Below are 19126 nucleotides of genomic sequence, written 5' to 3'. Positions count from 1 at the left end.
CCAAATGGATTACCCCATCAACCCCAGATAGTTCATCAGAGCGGCGCCCAGGCTGGTGGTGATGAGCGAGCCCAGCGTGGTGGTGGCTATGATGTTGGCGGCCAGTGCGCTATCGCCCCCCATGGCGCGGGTCATCACATAGCTGGCGGCGGCAGTGGGGGTGGAACTTATCAAAAACAGTATGCCGAGGGCCTGCTGGCTGAAGCCCAGCGCCCAGGCCCCAAGCACCAGCAACAAGGGAATGCAGAACAAGCGGTTGACGGTGGCCCAGCCGGTCAGCATGGCACCGCCACGCAGGGCTTTGAGGTTGAGGCTGGCACCGGTGCAGAGCAGGGCCAGCGGCAGCGTCATGTTGGCGAAGTAGTTGCCCGTGGTGATCACCAGCTGGGGCAGCTCGATACCGAGCAGACCGAACGGCAGGGCCGAGAGGATGGCGATGATGAGAGGGTTTTTGGCGATCCCGTTAAGAATGGGTTTGATCCCTTTGCCGCCCCCCAGACTGCGGGTCAGGGTGATGACAGCCAGGATGTTGTAGAGCACGGTTACCGAGCCCACCAGCAGGGCGGCGGCGCCGATCCCCTCCGGCCCGTAAGCGTTTTGCACATAGGCCAGCCCCATGATCCCCATGTTGCCGCGAAAGCTGCCCTGCACGAAGATGCCGCGCTGACGTCGCTCCGGGATGAAGCGGGCCGCCAGTGCCTCAAGGATCAGAAAGCCGGTGAGAGTGCCGAGCAGGCCGTAGACGATGAGCCATGGGCTCGGCATGGTGGAAAAATCGGTGCGCACCATGCTGAGAAACAGCAGGGCGGGCAGGGTGACCTGAAACACCAGGCGGGAGGCGGATTCGACGAAGCTGTCTGGCAGCAGACCCAGCTGCTTTAGCCAGATGCCGAGCAGCAGCACCACGCAGATGGGGCCTGTGATGGAGAGGGAGAAGTGCAGACTTGCCAACAGATCCATGATGCGCGTCCTGTGCGATGGCGAGCGGCGCAGCGATCGCCGAGGCAAAAAAGGCATTCTAACGCCATGGGCTTGTATTCACAGGGCTTAATCACAACAATGTGGGCAATTCCACCGCCGAGCCTCCTGTGAGCCAATTCATGGACAAGAAACTGACCATTCTCGATATCGCCCGCCTCTCGGGTGTCGGCAAGTCGACCGTCTCCCGGGTGCTCAACCAGGACCCCAAGGTGAAGCAGGCGACCCGCGAGCGGGTGGAGCAGGTCATCGCCGAACACGGCTTCGTGCCGAGCAAGTCGGCCCGGGCCATGCGCAGCCAGAGCCAGCAGGTGGTGGGGATCATCGTCTCGCGCCTCGATTCCAGCTCGGAGAATCAGGCTGTGCGCGGCATGCTGGAGACCCTCTATCAGCACGGCTATGACGCAGTGCTGATGGAGAGCAAGTTTTCCCCCGCCAAGGTGCAGGAGCATCTGGCTGTGCTGGAGCGGCGCGGGGTGGATGGCATCATACTGTTTGCTTTCAACGATCTGGACTATGCGGCCATGGCCAGGCTCAAGGACAAACTGGTGCTGGTGGCGCGCGAATATCCCGGTTTCTCCTCTGTCTGCTTCGACGATGGGGGGGCGGTGCGCACCATGCTGGCAGAGCTGGCCATCAGGGGGCTAAGCGACATCGCTTATCTCGGGGTCGATACCTCTGATCTCACCACGGGCCAGCGCCGGCTCGATGCCTATCTCGGCTACTGCGCCGAACAGGGACTGACGGCGCGCAGTGCCCTCGGCGATCTCAGCCTGCAAAGCGGCTACCGGCTGGCTGCCGACTTGCTTACCCCCGCCACCCAGGCGCTGGTCTGCGCCAGCGACACCCTCGCCATAGGTGCAGCAAAATACTTGCAAGAACAAGGGCGTAGCGAAGTGCTGGTGACCGGCCTTGGCAACAACCCCATGCTCAGTTTTCTCTTTCCCAATGCCCTTAGCCTGGATCTTGGCTACAAAAGGGCAGGGGAGCAGGCGGCCCGTCAGCTGCTCGGCCAGATTGAGCAGGGCCGCTGCCCGCTGGCGACCATAGCACCCTGCCACACACTGTGAGCCCCATCACTTAGCCCTGCACAAAAAACGCGCTTTCTGTGATGTTGACCACGAAATGGGAACGTTCCCATTTCGATCTGACCAAATTGCCTGCATGCTGAATGGGAACGATACCAAAAACGCTCCGGCCGACAGACTGGCCCAAAAGGGCGAGGCAGACCAATATCAATGGAGTCACAGAGGGAAGACTCATGTCCAAGATCAACGCACAGCAGCTTGCCACCCTGATCGACAAGATCGGCGGCAAGGAGAACATCGCCACCGTCAGCCACTGCTTGACCCGATTGCGCTTCGTCCTGAACGATCCGGCGAAAGCAGACAGCAAGGCCATCGAGACCATACCGGCGGTAAAGGGTTGCTTCACCAATGCTGGCCAGTTCCAAGTGGTGATCGGCAACGAGGTGGATGACTGGTACAAGGCGCTCACCGAGGAGATTGGTGTCAGCGGTGGCAGCAAGGATGCCGCCAAGCTGGCTGCCCGTCAGAACATGAATCCGCTGGAGCGCGGCATCTCCCACCTGGCGGAGATCTTCGTGCCCTTGTTGCCCGCCATCATCACAGGCGGTTTGATCCTGGGTTTTCGCAACGTCATCGGCGACATCAAGATGTTCGACGACGGGACCCACACCCTGGTCGAGATCAGCCAGTTTTGGGCTCAGGTCCACGCCTTCCTCTGGCTGCTGGGTGAGGCCATCTTCCATTTCCTGCCGGTGGGTGTCTGCTGGTCTGCGGTCAAGAAGATGGGCGGCTCCGAGATCCTCGGTATCGTGCTGGGTATCACCCTGGTCTCGCCGCAGCTGATGAATGCCTATGGCATCGGCCAGCAGACCCCGGAAGTGTGGGACTTCGGCCTCTTTGTCATTCAAAAGGTGGGTTATCAGGCCCAGGTCATTCCGGCCCTGCTGGCGGGGGTATTCCTGGCCTGGGTTGAAACCAACCTCAAGCGCATCATTCCGGCGTATCTCTATCTGGTGATAGTGCCCTTTATCTCCCTGCTGCTGGCGGTGATAGTGGCGCACGCCTTTATCGGCCCCTTCGGTCGCTGGATTGGTGACGGTGTCGGCTTTGCCGCCAAGGCCGCCATGACGGGTTCGTTTGCACCAATTGGTGCCGCCCTGTTCGGCTTCCTCTATGCGCCCCTGGTTATTACCGGCATCCACCACACCACCAACGCGGTGGACTTGCAACTGATGCAGAGCATGGGTGGCACGCCAATCTGGCCGCTGATCGCCCTGTCCAATATCGCCCAGGCCTCTGCCGTGGTAGGGATCATCCTCATCAGCCGCAAGGAGAACGAGCGGGAGATCTCCGTGCCTGCCGCTATCTCGGCTTACCTGGGGGTGACAGAACCGGCCATGTACGGCATCAACCTCAAGTACAAGTTCCCCATGCTGTGCGCCATGGTGGGCTCGAGCTGCGCGGCCCTCATCTGCGGCTTCGCCGGTGTGATGGCCAACGGCATAGGGGTAGGGGGCCTGCCGGGTATCCTCTCCATCCAGCCGCAATACTGGGCCATCTACGCCATCGCCATGCTGGTGGCGATAGTGGTGCCCCTGGTGCTGACCCTGCTGGTCTACAAGCGTCAACAGGCCTCGGGCAAACTGGCTCAAGCCATCGCTTGAGTGCACTCATCAGGGCGGCCTCGCAAGGGGCCGCCCTCTCCATTTTTTATTCGAGACAAGAGAAAGACCCATGAGCCAAACTCCCTGGTGGCAGAGTGCCGTGATTTACCAGATCTACCCCAAGAGCTTTCAGGATTCGGGCGCCCGTGGCACCGGCGATCTCAAGGGGATCATGGCCCGCCTCGATTATCTCAAGACCCTGGGGGTCGATGCCCTCTGGCTGACCCCGGTGTATGTTTCCCCCCAGGTGGATAACGGCTATGACATTGCCGATTACTACCAGATTGATCCCGCCTACGGCACCATGGCCGATTTCGAGGCGCTGCTGGCGGCAGCCCATGCCCGTGGCATTCGTATCGTGATGGACATAGTCGTCAACCACACCTCCACCGAGCACGCCTGGTTCAAATCGGCGCTGGGGGATAAAAACAGCCCCTACCGCGACTACTACATCTGGAAAGATCCGGTGGATGGCGGTGTGCCGAACAACTGGCAATCCAAGTTTGGTGGCAGTGCATGGGAGCTGGATGCCGCCACCGGCCAGTACTATCTGCACCTGTTTGCCCGCGAGCAGGCGGATCTCAACTGGGAAAACCCGGCTGTGCGCGCCGAGGTCAAAAACATCATTCACTTCTGGGCCGGCAAGGGGGTTGATGGCTTCCGCCTTGATGTCATCAACCTGATTTCCAAGGATCAGACTTTCCCGAACGACGACGTGGGCGATGGCCGCCGCTTCTATACCGACGGGCCGCGCATCCACGAATTCCTGCAGGATGTGAGCCGCGACGTATTCGCCCCGGTCGGCGCCATGACGGTGGGTGAGATGTCCTCCACTTCGCTGGCGCACTGCCAGCGCTATGGTGCCCTTGATGGCTCCGAACTCTCCATGGTGTTCAACTTCCACCATCTGAAGGTGGATTACCCCAACGGCGACAAGTGGACCAAGGCGCCGTTCGATTTCCTCGAGCTCAAGCGTATCTTCAACCACTGGCAGAGCGGCATGCACGGCAAGGGCTGGTCGGCCCTGTTCTGGTGCAACCACGATCAGCCGCGCATCGTCTCCCGCTTCGGGGACGAGGGCGAGCATCGCGTGGTCGCCGCCAAGATGCTGGCCAGTACCCTGCACGGGCTGCAGGGCACCCCCTACATCTATCAGGGGGAGGAGATCGGCATGACCAACCCCGGTTATCAGAGCATCGACGATTACCAGGATGTGGAGAGCCGCAACATCTTCGCCATCAAGCAGGCCGAAGGCATGAACGAAGCCGAGATCCTCACCATTCTCGGTGCCAAGTCTCGCGACAACTCCCGTACACCCATGCAATGGAGCGCCGCACCCAATGCCGGCTTCACCCAGGGCACGCCCTGGCTCAGGCCCGCTGCCAATTACACCGAGATCAACGCCGAAGCGGCACTGGCCGATCAGGGCTCAGTGTTCTGGCACTACCGGGATCTGATCGCGCTTCGCAAGGCGCATCCCATCTTTACGCAGGGGGATTATCAGGAGCAGTTGCCAGGCCATCAGCACATCTGGGCCTATACCCGCAGTGCCAAGGGTCAGACCCTGCTGGTGGTAAGCAATTTCTACGGTGAGCCTGTGGCCTTCGACTTGCCGCAAGATCTGCAAGAGAGGGAAGGCCGTCTGCTGCTTGGCAACTACCCCGATAGTCCGGCAATGCCGCAATCTTGTATGCTGCGTCCCTATGAATCCCTGATCTGGCTGGTGGAGTAGGTGGTGAGCGAGGTGATGGCAAAAGCAATGGCCCCGGTGCACGGCACCGAGTGGCAAAAGATGGTGGCGGGTCAGCCCTATGATGCGGGGGATCCCGAGCTCAAGGCGGCGCGCGAGCGCTGTCGTTTCCTCTATCACACCTTCAATACCAGTTGGCAGGAGAAACCGGCGCGGGATGCGCTGCTGCGGGAACTGCTCGGCAGCCGGGGCAATGTGTGTGCTATCAACCCGCCTTTCTTCTGCGACTATGGCGCCAATATCCATGTGGGGGAGAACTTCTACGCCAACGTCAACTGCACCATCCTCGACGTGTGCGAGGTGCATATCGGCGACAACGTGCTGTTGGCCCCCGGGGTGCAGATCTACACCGCCGCTCACCCCGTTGCCCTTGTCCCTCGGGTGGCGGGGGTCGAGTTTGGCAAACCAGTGCGCATAGGCAACAACGTCTGGGTCGGCGGCAGCACAGTTATCTGCCCCGGTGTCACCATAGGGGATAACAGCGTGATCGGCGCAGGCTCAGTGGTCACCAGAGACATTCCGGCCAATGTGGTTGCCGTCGGCAATCCTTGCAGGGTCTTGCGGCCCATGACGGCAGAGGAGCTGGCGGGCATCTAAATATCAAGGGGCAGGGGATCCTGCCCTTTATGCAGGAAGTTTCCCCCTCATCCCGGTTCTTATCCCCTCCGAAGTTCAGTGTCAGTTGCACCGTGAGCTGTATCTGAACCTGTGATTTACATCACTGTCAGTTTTTTTGAACATCTAGGCCAGTTTATCTCGCTAACAAAGGTGGGCAGAGGTGTTTAATATTCACTCAACGCTTAGGCAGGAACGCCAGGTGGCCAAATAACAGGTTGTTTCAGGCGATGACACCAGAAACCAGAATGTCAGACGTCGGTGAAAGAACTACATACTATTTGAATAACCTCTTGCAAGGATGCATTGATTCAGGCCGAACCGGCCTTGGCAATGACACAAAAACCAAGAGAGTGAATGAACATGAAAAACGTAATCAAGATGCTGGCCGTTGCAGGCCTGATGACTGCCGGTTTTGCTCAGGCTTCCGTTCCCGCTGACTTCAACGCTGCACCGGGCGTGCTGTTTGTGAACTGGCATGCAACCGCCGCTGTGGATGGCAAAACCAACCCCATGCTGGAAGTGCGCAATGAGTCAGGGGATGTGGTGGCTTCCGTTCACGCCAATCTGATGGGCACCCAGCAGGTACGTATTCCGAGCCGCACTCAGGGCAACCTGACCGTCAGTCTGGGTGAGCAGAGCAGCGACTACCGCATCCCGTTCGGCATCGGCAGCGGCAAGCAGCGCTAAGAGTGGTTGTTGCCGGTCAGCTCCCGGCTAGCGTTATCCCCACCGGGAGTCACGAGACACTGCGTTCAGAGAGAGGGCCCCGCATGGCGGGGCCCTCTGCTTTTGTGCATCGAGCGCATGTTAGAGCCAGGTGGGGCTCAGGACTGGCTCGTTCCCTTGCCGCTTAAATAAAAAGCAAGGGCGTGCCTTTGGTCTGTGCCTGTTGGCGTGACGGATTTAGCCACCGTATTGATAACAGCGTTTAAGCTCGCTGAAGTCATAGAAGAAACTGCCGGCCTTGATGGGCTCGCAGCCCGCCTTGAAGGCGAGCTCTTTCTCGTTGTAGAGCATCTTGACCAGCACCCGGCCTGCGTCGTTGCGGTAAGCATCCCATTGGATATTGGCCGTATAGGGCGAAACCCAGCCGCCGCGCCATTCGTTGTTCTCCTGACTGTAGAGAACTCCTTCCTGGGCACCTTGTTGGCTCCCTTCCAGCCTCATCAGCGCTGCCAGTGGAATGATGGCCTCTGCATGGGCAAAGCGCAGCGTAGCGATCCGCTCGCTGGCATTCTCCACCACCTGATGTTGTACCTCCTTGAACATGCCATCCAGCAGGGCCTGAGCGATATCATAGGTCGCACTCTGACTGGCAAAGCTTGGGCCCTTCTCATAAAAATCTTCCGCATCAGAGAGATAGGAAAACCAGGTCGACTCTTCTGGCGTGAGGTACTGCTCCAGATCCCAAGGGGCGCCCTGGGCCTCGGCTTCGCGGATCATGCCCGGGCCTATGATGAAGAGGTTGTAGAGCATCAGGGCCGCATCCACTTCATCGCGTACATAGGTCTTGCCGCCATCCTCAGGGTTGATGGCCACGAACTCGACTCCACCTGCCAGATAATCGACAAAGGCCTTGCTGTAGATACGCTCAAGCATGGTGCGCGCCATGGCCCTGGTCTTGTCCAGCACCTTGAGATCGTTGAGAGCCTTGCTGAGTGCTGGATTGGACGCTATGCCGGCCTCCTCGTCCCCGACGAAAGCCTGGTATGCCTGGAAGGCGGGCAGGTACTTGAGATAATCCCCTTCCGGTTCCGTCTTGTGAAAGTAGAGTTCGAACTTGTTGCGTAACCCCTTGTCGATGACAGAGGGATCATCCTGGCTGATGTAGCACTGGGCGTCATCGTTCACATAGTCGACCCGCTTGGCCAGGCTCTGCATGAAGTAAAAGGCGCTCTCGTTGGCCCTGTCTTTGCCCGAGGTCTCGACCCGGATGCAGCCGGGAGTCGCGCTCTTGCCTAGCAGGGTCGGTAGCCGTTCGGCTAGGTGGGTGGCGAGCGTCGCATGTTCTTCCTTGCCTATGACAGTGAGCAGGCCATAGCCGAGTTGCTGGTTGGCTGCTGTGACCGCATCCACTTTGGCGCCCAATCCCTGCCCCAGTTCAGTGAGGGCACCCTGCCGGTAGGCGGCATCCCAGACCTGCTTGGTGAGTACATCGTATTTGGGGCTGGATAGGGATCGGGAGCCATGCCGAGCCACCAGTTCAGTAAAGACGGGGTCGAATCCCGCCGGAGCCGCTTCATAGCTGGCGGTATCCTGGCGGGCTGCGTAGACAGCTTTGGTGCTGTACTGATAGTCGATACCGGGGTTGGCATCAGGAGTGGTGTCGTTATCGGAGTTGCAACCGGCCAACAGCGTCATTGTCAGGCTGGCAGAGAGGGCGATGGTGAGAGAAGAGAGGCGGAACATAGTCATCCTTGAACCATATTGAAAATGAGGCTGCACATTAAGCGCTGCATATGACAGTCCGGTGTCAGCAGCCGGTTTGAGTGCCCAAGCCTGAGCAAATACATGTGATATGGATGGCTATCTGGTGATTACCCCTTGCCATCCCGTTCCCCACCCCTCTGCTGAAAAAGGAAGAACGGGAGCCTGTTTACCATGTTGGATCCTCCTCTCTTGTTATCTTCATATTTTTTGAACATCTAGGCCAGTTTATCTCGCTAACAAAGGTGGGCAGAGGTGTTTAATATTCACTCAACGCTTAGGCAGGAACGCCAGGTGGCCAAATAACAGCTCTTCATGGACGATGACACCAGAAACCAGAGTGTCAGACGTCGGTGAAAGAACTACATACTATTTGAATAACCTCTTGCAAGGATGCATTGATTCAGGCCGAACCGGCCTTGGCAATGACACAAAAACCAAGAGAGTGAATGAACATGAAAAACGTAATCAAGATGCTGGCCGTTGCAGGCCTGATGACTGCCGGTTTTGCTCAGGCTTCCGTTCCCGCTGACTTCAACGCTGCACCGGGCGTGCTGTTTGTGAACTGGCATGCAACCGCCGCTGTGGATGGCAAAACCAACCCCATGCTGGAAGTGCGCAACGAGTCAGGGGATGTGGTGGCTTCCGTTCACGCCAATCTGATGGGCACCCAGCAGGTACATATTCCGAGCCGCACTCAGGGCAACCTGACCGTCAGTCTGGGTGAGCAGAGCAGTGACTACCGCATCCCGTTCGGTATCGGCAGCGGCAAGCAGCGCTAAGCCGAGCCACATCAGCCGCGGTTTCTACCCCTGAAAACTGTCCAGACACAACAAAGGCGCCCTGAGGCGCCTTTGTTGTTTGCTGTGTGGATCAGCGGGAGCTGGCCGCTTCGATGACGGGAACCCGGTTCACCGCCTTGCCAAGATAGGCAAGAGTGATGGTCACTATGATGCAGGTGAAGCTGAGCCACATGTAGGGCAGGTAGTCGAGGGTCGCCACCCCCAGTACCCCGGCCATGAAGATGCCGTTGTCGCTCCAGGGCACCATGCCGCAGGTGAGGGTACCGCCGAACTCGGCGTTGCGGGAGAGGTTCTTGCGTGCCAGTCCCAGCCGGTCGTAGTTCTTGGCCATGATCTTGGGAGTCAGGATCAGTGACACATACATGGCCGAACCGAATACGTTGGCCAGGAAGGCTGTCCCTATGGTGTGGCTGGTCAGGCTGCCGACACTGTTGATGCGCTTCTCGAAGGCATTGGCGATCACTTCCAGAATACCTACCTTCTCCAGCAGGCCACCAAAGCCCAGACCGAAGATGATGACGGCGACCGAACCCAGCATTGATTCCATGCCGCCGCGCCCCAGTATGTTGTCGATAAAGCCGATGCCTGAGGTAATGGGGAAGGGACTGTAGGCGGAATGCATCGCCTTGACCGGATCCATGTCCTGGAACGCTATGGCCCAGACAAGCCCCAGCAGGGCGCCGAAACTGATCACCGGGAAGGCGGGTTTGCGGTTGGCGAGCAGACCCAGTACCAGTACGACCGGCACTATGGCCAGCGGGGTGATGTTGAACTGGTTGTCGAGCGCCTCCATCACCAGATTGACCTGCTCCAGGCTGACGTTGCCCGAATACTGCATGCCGACCACGGTAAACAGTGCGGCCGTAATGATGTAGGAGAGCAGGCTGATGGGCAGCATCCCCTTGATGTGTTCCACCACATCGACATTGGACATGGTGGAGGCCAGTACCACTGAGTCGGAGAGGGGGGAGAGCTTGTCACCGAAGTAGACGCCGGAGAGCACGGCACCCGCCACCAGTGGCGCAGGGACGCCAAGACTGTGGCCTATCCCCATCATGGCGATGCCGGCGGTGGCGGCAGAGCCCCAGGAGGTACCGGTGGCCAGCGAAGTGAGGGAGCAGATGATCAGCGTTGCCAGCAGGAAGATGGACGGGTGTATTACCTTGAGGCCGAAGTAGATGATGCTGGGGACTATACCGCCTGCGATCCAGGTGCCGACCAGGGCGCCGACGGAGACCAGGATCAGGATGGCCCCCATCCCTTTGGAAACACCGTCAACGGCAGCTTGCTCCAGGGATTTGTAATCATGACCCAGCTTGATGCCGAGCCCCATGATGACGAACCAGGCGATGAACAGTGCCAACTGAATTGGCAGATCCAGCACGCTGGTGAACGAGAATGCCAGGGCCAGGAAAATGGCCAGACAGCCAAATACCTGCAACATGCCCGGTAATCGAATTTGGTTTTGCTGGTTTTGCATAGATGCTCCCTAAACTCTTGCTCGCCAAGGTCGGTCCCTCTCGTCCTGTGGATACCTGTATCCCGAGGGGCCAACCCAAAAGAGGCCGCAATCTACCACAAACCTGGGGGGACAAATCCCAACTGATTTAGCAAAAATGCAATTTTGATTGAAAAAATTACAAATTAGTTGATCTCATAACCTGTATTTGAGCGCTCTATTGGCCCGAATGTGACATTCGATACAGATAGCAAAGTCCGATTGCATACTCATAAAATACAAATGATAATCGTTATCAGGTGATGCAAGAGGATATATCACCATGATCTGGATCGTGAGAGTCGTGCTGCTGGTCGGACTGCTGGCCGTGCTGGGTTGGGGTCAGGACAAGGAGTACGGCATGTGGAGTCTGGGCTTTGTGCTGGCTGCCTGGGTCATGCTGGAACCCAGGCTGAGACCTGTCCTGATACTGCTGCCAGTGGCCGGGATGACAGGCATAGCGGCTTTGCTCTGGCAGCAACCCTGGTTATGACTGGGCTGCGGGGGCGTTCTTGACCTTCTCTTGCGCCTGTTTGAGCGATGCGATGACGTTGTTTTCCATCTCGGTACGCTTGGCGTCGGTCAGGAAGTAGATCATGTCGACATCGTGGCGAATATAGTGGGAAGGCAGCTGGTTCAGGGTCAGGCAGCAGAGATCGGCCATCTGCTCGCTGTTCAGTTTCTGATTCAGCCCCTGCTTTTCGATCTCCTTGAGCACCAGATGTTCATAGAAGTTGTGAATATCGGTATCCAGTATCATATGCGCTCCTTGGCATGACGATGGGCGGTAAGTTGTCAAAAGCATAGTCATAACAAGGAGTAAAAACAAAAGGCCCATCACTTTCGTGATGGACCTTTTATATAAGGAATGGTGCGAAGAGAGGGACTCGAACCCTCACATCCGTGGGACACTAACACCTGAAGCTAGCGCGTCTACCAATTCCGCCACCTTCGCACACTGATTTTCTCCAGCTGGTTTTTAAATGCGGTTGGAACGCATTGCTCTGTTTTTACATGTCAGAATCATGGTGCGAAGAGAGGGACTCGAACCCTCACACCCGGGGGGCACTAACACCTGAAGCTAGCGCGTCTACCAATTCCGCCACCTTCGCACATTGTGTTACCAGTTTTGATTTACATGCTGTCTGGAGAAGCATGGTGCGAAGAGAGGGACTCGAACCCTCACATCCGTGGGACACTAACACCTGAAGCTAGCGCGTCTACCAATTCCGCCACCTTCGCACATTGTGTTACCAGTTTTGATTTACATGCTGTCTGGAGAAGCATGGTGCGAAGAGAGGGACTCGAACCCTCACACCCGGGGGGCACTAACACCTGAAGCTAGCGCGTCTACCAATTCCGCCACCTTCGCACATTCGGGTTTTCCAGTTGGATTTACATGCTGCTGAATCAGCATGGCAGTATTGGTGCGAAGAGAGGGACTCGAACCCTCACATCCGTGGGACACTAACACCTGAAGCTAGCGCGTCTACCAATTCCGCCACCTTCGCATCACTGCGGTGGGGGATTCTATAGAGTTTTGGATGAGCGTCAACAGCCAAAGGGGACTTTTTTCGCTGTTGACGTTCAAAGCGGCATCAAGGGCACAAAAGTTCAGCAATGAGCATCACTGCCGGGCCAGTGCATCCTGATACATCTGCTCGTATTGAGTGACCGAATCCGGCCAGTTGAAGCGGGTATTCATGGCATTGCGCTGTACCTGGGCAAACCGCTCGGGATCCTGCAGGTAATAGAGCAGGCTGCGGCGCATGGCATCGAGCAGGATATTGGCGGTTGGATCGTTGAAGCAGAAGCCGGTGGCATGCTCAGGTTCCGCATCCCAGTCCACGACAGTGTCCTTGAGGCCACCGACGGCCCGTACCAGCGGCAAGGTGCCGTAGGCGAGGCTGTACATCTGGTTGAGGCCGCAAGGCTCGAACAGAGAGGGCATCAGGAAGAAGTCGGCGCCCGCTTCCACCAGATGGGCCAGTCTGTCGTCATAGGTGTTGAGGAAGGCGAGCTTGTCCGGGTATCGCTGTGCCGTGGCCTGCAACTGGGCGGCGAGGGAGGGATCACCCGACCCCACTATCACCACCTGCACCTTGTGATGCAGGAACTTGTCCAGCACGGGTAGCAGCAGGTGTACCCCTTTCTGCTCGGTCAGGCGGCACACCATGCCGTAGATGGGCAAGTCCGTGACCGGCAGGCCCGCTTCCTGCTGCAGCGTCTGTTTGCAGACCCGTTTGCCAGCGAGGTTGTCCACGTCGTAGGTGGCGGGCAGGAAGTCGTCAAATGCCGGATCCCAATCCTTATAATCACAGCCATTGAGAATGCCGCGCAAGTCGGCAGCCCGCTGCTGGAATATGTTGGCCATGCCGTGGGCGCCCAGGTGGGTCAGCAATTCACTGGCATAGTTGGGACTGACTGCATTGATTTTGTCGGCATAGAGCACACCGCATTTGAGCAGATTGACGTGACCATAGTCGTAGCTGATGCGCTGTTCATAGTCAGCAATCTCGGGCATGGCCCAGAACTGCTCCCGACCAAATACCCCCTGAAAGGCCGCATTGTGAATGCTGATCACGCTGCGAGTGTGCTGAAAGAAGGGGTTGTGAGCATGGCGGGTCTTGAGCAGCAGCGGCAGCAGACCGGTATGCCAGTCGTTGCAGTGCACTATCTCGGGGGCGAAGTCCAGCTGCTCGCAGGCATGTAGCGCTGCGGCCGAGAAGAAGGCGAACCGCTCACCGTTGTCGCCATAGGCCTGGTTGTTCTCGGCGTAGAGCTGGGGTCGATCGAAATATTGCGGGCAGTCGATCAGGTAGACACAGATCCCTTCCAGCTCCATCTGATAGATGCGATAGCCGATGTCCGGCAGTCCCGGATGGGTTGGCAACCAGCGAGAGGCGATCAGTCTGGCCTCATCACGGCGCTTGATCGTCTTGTAGAAGGGTAAGATGATCCTGACGTCATGGCCCTTCTGGGCCAGATACAATGGCAGGGCTCTGGCTACATCTGCCAGGCCCCCGGTCTTCACAAGCCCCTCAACTTCCGAGGCAACAAACAGGATTTTCAGTGGGTTAATAGCCAACTCTTGCTCCCTTAGGTACCACGACGATACCGCCTTCGGATACGGTAAATCTCTCTCTGTCATGGTCCAGATTTTCACCGATCACGGTGCCGGGTGCAATTTCAACGTTCTTGTCAATGATGGCGCGCCTGATGGAGCAACCTTCGCCTATCTTCACATCCCCGAGCAACACTGACTCGCTGATGTGGCTGCAGGGGCCTATGTTGCAGCGAAATCCCAGTATGGAGCGCTGGATCTGGCTGCCCTGAATGAAGCAACCGCCGGAGATCAGGGAGTTGGCTATCTTGACCTTGCAGTCATCGGTATCGACGAAGGTGGCCGGTGGCAAGGGCGGATAGTGCGTATGCAGTGGCCACTTGCGGTTATAGAGGGAGAAGGGAGCATCGTCGGCGACCAGGTCCATGTGTGCCTGCCAATAAGAGTCAAGCGTGCCCACATCGCGCCAGTAGACGGTGGGTTTCTCGCCCGGGATCACGTTGGTGCTGTAGTCATAGACATAGACGGGGGCGCGGGGGAACATGCTGGGAATGATGTTCTTGCCAAAATCGTGGCTGGAGTTCTCCTCGGCGGCGTCACGCTTCAGCTCGCGATAAAGCGCTTCGGTTTCGAAGATGTAGTTGCCCATGGAAACCAGCGCCTGCGTGGGGTCGCCAGGAATGTGCTTCGGATGTTTGGGCTTTTCTTCGAAGCCGATCATGCGGCCTTCCTGATCCACTTCAATCACCCCGAAGGCGCTAGCCTCCTCGATGGGCATGCGCAGGGCGGCGACGGTCAGGGCGGCGGCCTTCTGTTTGTGGAAGGTCACCATCTGGCTCACGTCCATCTTGTAGATGTGATCGGAGCCGAAGATGCAGACGTGCTCCGGGTCCGAGATCTCGATGAAACGCAGGTTCTGATAGATGGCGTCGGCCGTGCCGTCATACCAGCGTTTTCCCATTCGCATCTGGGCTGGAATAGGGTCGATGAAGCGGTCCGTGATGCCGACTATATTCCAGCCCTTCTTCATATGCAGATAGAGGGACTGGGACTTGAATTGGGTCAAGACATAGATGCGCAGGAAGTCCGCGTTGACGAAGTTGTTGAGCACGAAATCGATCAGTCGATAACTGCCACCGAACGGGACAGAGGGCTTGCTGCGGGTGGTGGTAAGCGGCTGGAGACGGGTTCCTTCTCCGCCCGCCAGTATCATGGTGAGTATGCCTGCCATCGTATTTCTCTCCCTGAGTTGATGATGTGAAAAGGTTTTCAGATCACTGCAAAAAAACACCCCTAAAGGGGTGGTTATACGATTGGTATTTACCTTATCAGATCCCGGATGGGGCTCACTACCAGTTTCCTGGCGCTGGTTACACTTATTTACACTTTGCTCAGATAGACCTTGAATTTGGCATCGCTGCTGATTATGTCGGTCTGTTTGAAGTGCGTTTCCAGTATAGGTTGATATCGCAGGAAGGCGTTGGCGACTATGGTCAGGCCACCATTCGCCGACAGGTTCTCAGGTGCCTTGGCGAGGAAGGTTTCGGTGGCCGCATAGAAGGTCTTTAGACCGGCGTGGAAGGGGGGGTTGGAGACGATGTGGTCAAACTTTCCTGTGATGTCGGAATAGACGTCGGAGGCCTGGACTTGCCCCTGCAAACCATTGATGGCCAGGGTGCGGCGGCTCGACTCCAGCGCAAGGGCGCTGATATCCACCATTTTGACCTCCAGCCCCGGATTGCGTTTGGCCAGCACAGAGCCAATGACGCCGGCCCCACAGCCAAAATCGAGCAACTTCCCGCCCATGGGGGGCAGACTGGCCAGCAGCATCTGGGTACCTAGATCCAGTTCGGCAGCGCTGAAAACGCCGGGCAGGGCCAGCACGGTCAGTTCGGTGTCACCGGCCTTGCACTGGTAGCGGCCAAACCAGCTATCCAGCTCGAACGGGGCGACCGGCTTGCAGAGCTCGCCGTGATAGAGGGAGCAGCGGCGGGCCGAGTCGCGCTTGATCGGTTTTTCGCTGTAGGGCGCCAGCAGCTTGTCAGCGCCATTGATGCCGCCGCGGTTGTCACCGGCCAGCAACAGGTCGGCACCCGCCTCCAGCAGGGGAGTCATCATGGCCAGCAGATATTGCGCCTCGGCCTTGGCCTTGGGCATCAGCAGCAGCAGGGCATCGAAACGGGGGGCACCGCCCAGTTGGTGGTCGAACAGGATAGCGTCCCCCAACGTTGCCTGCTGGCTGCGGTAGTAGCAATAATCCGTGGTAAACACAGTCAGGGAACTGGCCAGCTCAGCCAGCTGGCGGGGATAGTCATCCTCCAGGGTGCCGCAGACAAGTAGCCGCTTGCCGACAAAGAGGGCTTGGTTTCGTTCCAGCATCTGGCTGACGGCACTGATAGGGCTGCTCATCGGGTCTCTCCACGCAATTTTGGGCGGCCATTATACATAGCCCCTTTCGCCTTGACATTTATGCCGTGTTCCCGAAATATGCCCAGACACCATTTTTTGACCAGAGATGATGAAATGCGGTCCAACGAGTTGAAACGAAAGCACAAAAAAAGCCTGACATTCGGGCCTGCCGACGTTCGCGCGTAACCTCTCATCCCTGAGAAGATTCAACCCCGGTTGCGCAACCCGTACCGGGGTTTTTTATTAGTATTTTTACCGTATCCAGGAGAAGGAAATCCCATGTTTCAAGGTTCGATAGTTGCCCTGATCACCCCATTTCGACAGGGCCAGCTGGATGAGGCCGCACTGGCCCGCCTGGTGGAGTGGCACATAGAGCAGGGCACCCACGGCATAGTGCCGGTCGGTACGACGGGCGAGAGTCCGACCCTGACCCACGACGAGCATTGCCGCGTGGTGGAGTTGGTGGTCAAGCAGGTAGCCGGCCGGGTGCCGGTGATCGCCGGGGCCGGTTCCAACAACCCGGTCGAGGCCATTGAATATACCCGTCATGCCGAGCAGGCGGGGGCCGATGCCACCCTGCACGTGGCCGGTTATTACAACCGTCCCAATCAGGAGGGACTCTATCACCACTTCAAGGCGGTACACGACGCCACCAGCAAACCCATCATCGTCTACAACATTCCGCCGCGCGCCATCGTTGACGTGCAACCTGCCACTCTGGCCCGTCTGGCCGAACTGCCGCGCATCGCCGGCGTGAAAGATGCCACCGGTGACCTGGCTCGTCCCTGGACCGAGCGTCAGCTCATCAAGAAGCCGTTTGCCTGGCTCTCAGGTGAAGATGCTACCGCAGTGGCTTACAACATAGGTGGCGGGCAAGGCTGTATCTCTGTTACCGCCAACGTGGCGCCCAGACTGGTGGCCGAGGTGCAGAACCTGACCCTGGCCGGCAAGTGGCAGGAAGCGCGTGAACTGCAGGACAAACTCATCCCGCTGCATCAGGCCATGTTTGCCGAGCCGAGTCCGGCAGGCGCCAAGTATGCGGTCTCCCTGCTGGGCTTTTGCAGCGAAGAGTGCCGCCTGCCGGTGATGCCGTTGTCCGAGGCGACTCGCGAGCGCATCCGTAGTGCGATGCAGGCATTGAATTTGTTATAAAAAGTGGGCTCTGGATCGCGCTTTTGACTGCCTAGTCAATTAATGTGCAATGTTTGCCGATATACTCGCTTGGATACAACCAAGGATGGCAGGCATGCAGGAATGGGATCCAGAGCACTTCACCAGTTTTGAACACCTCTGTGAAGTGACACTGGCAGCAGTCAGGGAAAAGACAGAAGCCGAACAGATTTACCTCTGGTTGCGGGCGCCCGAGTCCCAACTTTACAGTTTTCAACTGGAGCAGGGGCTGATCTGCCTGAATGCAGAGGCCCTTGCGCCAGCCAAACTCCCCATCATCTTCATCGAACATGCGCTCGACAAGGGTCAGCTGGTGGTGGAGCAGACAGCCCCGACCGCCGATGTCTGGGAAACCGTTGAACCGGAAACGCCGCGCCTGCGTGCCTGCTTCCCGCTCAAGCGCCACAAGGGGCTGGAGGCCGTGGTCTATCTGGAGACCCGCCGCCGTCTCGATCGCCTCTCCCGACGCCAGCAGCAGAGTATCCAGTTGCTGATGCACTACCTGGCCGCCGAGCTGGAGAGCCGATTGCTCGCCAGCCAGATCGATCAGGAGCGGGATCAGCGCAGACACACCCAGGCCGACCTCATCCGCAGTCAGGCGTTGCAGGACTCCTTCCTCAGCATGTTGCAGGCGCTCCATCAGGTGGGGGTCAAGCTTTCCCGCTGCGATAGCGAGCAGCAGCTGCTGCACGATGCGGTGGCGCTGGCGCGCCAGGATCTGCAGTTTGATCGCATCGCCATCTTCCTGGTCGACGCCGAGTTCAAGACCATGCGCGGAACCTGGGGAACCAACGAGGCAGGTGAGCTCATCGACGAGCACCACTTCGTCAGCCCCATCCCGGAGCACCCCACTGTGCAGGAGGCGCTGCGTCGCAAGGATTATGTGCTGGTGCTGGAAGATGCGCCGCTCTACTACGAGAAGCAGGAGGTGGGACGCGGCTGGAATGCCATGGTTTCGCTGTGGGACGGTGACATGCCCATCGGCTGGATCGCTGCCGACAACCTGTTGTGGCGTCGGCCACTCAAGGCCTACCAGAGCGAGATCTTCAAGCAGTACGCCGCCATGCTCTCCCAGCTGTTGATCCGCCAACGCACCCAGGCCGCGCTGGAGCATTTCAACCGGGAACTGGAGCTGAGGGTCAGCGAGCGCACCATGCAGCTGGCAGAAACCAACCGGGCACTGGAGGAGGCCAACAAACGACTGTCCATGCTGTCGCTGGAAGACCCCTTGACCGGCATTGCCAACCGTCGCCACTGGGATCTCACCATGCAACGGGAGTGGGAGTGGGCCCGTCGTCATCAGAGCTTGCTGGCGGTGTTGATGATCGATGTGGATGAGTTCAAGTCCTATAACGATCACTTCGGTCATGCCAAGGGAGACCTGTGTCTGCAACAGGTAGCCAGCCTGCTGCAGGAGGCGGAGCGACGACGCACCAATCTGGTGGCGCGCTACGGCGGGGAGGAGTTCGTGATCCTGCTGTGCGGTCCGCAGCCTGGTGAAGCCGAGCGGTTGGCCGAACAGATTCACCAGGGGCTGAGTGAATTAAAGATCCCGCATCCGGCTTCCCGAGTTGCTGATTTCATTACGGTTAGCATAGGCTTTAGCTATCTGGTTCCCTCGCTGGATGGAACATGGCAGAGCCTGACCGAACAGGCCGATCAGGCGCTCTATCATGCCAAGTCGCAGGGGAGGGCGTGTACGCTAGCCTATCGGTGA

Annotated in this window: 16 protein-coding genes and 5 tRNA genes; 9 read left to right on the top strand and 12 right to left on the bottom strand. The window is 58.2% G+C overall.

Annotated features, from left to right (window positions below; all coding sequences use genetic code 11):
* Positions 1-9: 9 nt before the first annotated feature.
* Positions 10-960 (bottom strand): AEC family transporter, encoded by a 951-nt coding sequence (locus AC1P02_RS02440; RefSeq protein WP_021138991.1) that lies wholly within the window; start codon positions 958-960, stop codon positions 10-12.
* 140 nt (positions 961-1100) lie between these two features.
* On the opposite strand from AC1P02_RS02440, the gene treR reads away from it, so the two are divergent.
* From treR to AC1P02_RS02415, 5 genes are all read left to right on the top strand, one after another.
* Positions 1101-2048: a trehalose operon repressor TreR gene (treR, locus tag AC1P02_RS02435; RefSeq protein WP_485183919.1), complete on the top strand. Its 948-nt coding sequence runs from the start codon at positions 1101-1103 to the stop codon at positions 2046-2048.
* 191 nt (positions 2049-2239) lie between these two features.
* Positions 2240-3670, top strand: a complete 1431-nt coding sequence (treB, locus tag AC1P02_RS02430; protein ID WP_011898304.1) for a PTS trehalose transporter subunit IIBC — start codon at positions 2240-2242, stop codon at positions 3668-3670.
* A gap of 70 nt (positions 3671-3740) precedes the next feature.
* Positions 3741-5402, top strand: a complete 1662-nt coding sequence (gene treC, locus AC1P02_RS02425; protein ID WP_485183917.1) for an alpha,alpha-phosphotrehalase — start codon at positions 3741-3743, stop codon at positions 5400-5402.
* A 3-nt stretch (positions 5403-5405) separates the two neighbouring features.
* Positions 5406-6017, top strand: coding sequence for a sugar O-acetyltransferase (locus tag AC1P02_RS02420; RefSeq protein WP_308415836.1), 612 nt, complete (start codon positions 5406-5408; stop codon positions 6015-6017).
* A 375-nt stretch (positions 6018-6392) separates the two neighbouring features.
* A complete protein-coding gene (locus AC1P02_RS02415) occupies positions 6393-6725 on the top strand; it encodes a hypothetical protein (RefSeq protein ID WP_017412399.1) in 333 nt (110 codons plus the stop codon).
* Positions 6726-6941: 216 nt separating this feature from the next.
* Here the strand turns inward: AC1P02_RS02415 and AC1P02_RS02410 are convergent, their stop codons facing one another.
* The gene (locus tag AC1P02_RS02410) at positions 6942-8453 is read right to left on the bottom strand and encodes a histidine-type phosphatase (protein WP_485183914.1); all 1512 of its coding nucleotides are present in this window, start codon (positions 8451-8453) and stop codon (positions 6942-6944) included.
* Between the two features lie 461 nt (positions 8454-8914).
* Between AC1P02_RS02410 and AC1P02_RS02405 the strand changes: the two genes are divergently transcribed.
* The gene (locus AC1P02_RS02405) at positions 8915-9247 is read left to right on the top strand and encodes a hypothetical protein (RefSeq protein WP_265433577.1); all 333 of its coding nucleotides are present in this window, start codon (positions 8915-8917) and stop codon (positions 9245-9247) included.
* A 91-nt stretch (positions 9248-9338) separates the two neighbouring features.
* On the opposite strand, the gene nhaC is transcribed toward AC1P02_RS02405, so the two are convergent.
* Positions 9339-10748 (bottom strand): Na+/H+ antiporter NhaC, encoded by a 1410-nt coding sequence (gene nhaC, locus AC1P02_RS02400; RefSeq protein WP_058394547.1) that lies wholly within the window; start codon positions 10746-10748, stop codon positions 9339-9341.
* Between the two features lie 301 nt (positions 10749-11049).
* Between nhaC and AC1P02_RS02395 the strand changes: the two genes are divergently transcribed.
* On the top strand, positions 11050-11259 hold the full coding sequence (locus AC1P02_RS02395; protein WP_219614683.1) for a hypothetical protein: 210 nt from the start codon (positions 11050-11052) through the stop codon (positions 11257-11259).
* On the opposite strand, the gene AC1P02_RS02390 is transcribed toward AC1P02_RS02395, so the two are convergent.
* The 9 genes from AC1P02_RS02390 to rsmC form a co-directional block, all read right to left on the bottom strand.
* Positions 11254-11526 carry a late competence development ComFB family protein gene (locus AC1P02_RS02390; protein WP_059111923.1) on the bottom strand — a complete coding sequence of 91 codons (273 nt, stop codon included), beginning with the start codon at positions 11524-11526 and terminating at the stop codon, positions 11254-11256. The genes AC1P02_RS02395 and AC1P02_RS02390 overlap by 6 nt on opposite strands.
* A 109-nt stretch (positions 11527-11635) precedes the next feature.
* Positions 11636-11721 (bottom strand) — tRNA-Leu (locus AC1P02_RS02385).
* Positions 11722-11792: 71 nt separating this feature from the next.
* A tRNA-Leu gene (locus AC1P02_RS02380) sits at positions 11793-11878 on the bottom strand.
* A 44-nt stretch (positions 11879-11922) separates the two neighbouring features.
* Positions 11923-12008: transfer RNA gene (locus tag AC1P02_RS02375), tRNA-Leu, on the bottom strand.
* A 44-nt stretch (positions 12009-12052) separates the two neighbouring features.
* A tRNA-Leu gene (locus AC1P02_RS02370) sits at positions 12053-12138 on the bottom strand.
* Between the two features lie 53 nt (positions 12139-12191).
* Positions 12192-12277: transfer RNA gene (locus AC1P02_RS02365), tRNA-Leu, on the bottom strand.
* Positions 12278-12393: 116 nt separating this feature from the next.
* Complete coding sequence (gene glgA / locus AC1P02_RS02360) at positions 12394-13854, bottom strand: glycogen synthase GlgA (protein WP_430642988.1); 1461 nt, start codon at positions 13852-13854, stop codon at positions 12394-12396.
* Positions 13844-15061, bottom strand: coding sequence for a glucose-1-phosphate adenylyltransferase (glgC, locus tag AC1P02_RS02355; protein WP_058394546.1), 1218 nt, complete (start codon positions 15059-15061; stop codon positions 13844-13846). The genes glgA and glgC overlap by 11 nt, the downstream gene beginning before the upstream one ends.
* A gap of 149 nt (positions 15062-15210) precedes the next feature.
* Entirely contained in the window at positions 15211-16239 is a 1029-nt protein-coding gene (gene rsmC, locus AC1P02_RS02350; protein WP_485183910.1) for a 16S rRNA (guanine(1207)-N(2))-methyltransferase RsmC, read from the bottom strand.
* 279 nt (positions 16240-16518) lie between these two features.
* Here rsmC and dapA point away from each other — a divergent pair, with 279 nt between their 5' ends.
* Together dapA and AC1P02_RS02340 are read left to right on the top strand one after the other, a co-directional pair.
* Positions 16519-17391 (top strand): 4-hydroxy-tetrahydrodipicolinate synthase, encoded by an 873-nt coding sequence (gene dapA, locus AC1P02_RS02345; protein WP_005314009.1) that lies wholly within the window; start codon positions 16519-16521, stop codon positions 17389-17391.
* Between the two features lie 94 nt (positions 17392-17485).
* Positions 17486-19126, top strand: a complete 1641-nt coding sequence (locus AC1P02_RS02340) for a GGDEF domain-containing protein (protein WP_059169272.1) — start codon at positions 17486-17488, stop codon at positions 19124-19126.

Source organism: Aeromonas sp. TS_SC_11, from assembly GCF_057318915.1.
Note: the sequence above shows the minus strand (reverse complement) of the source record. Positions and strands in the feature narration are given on the sequence as shown.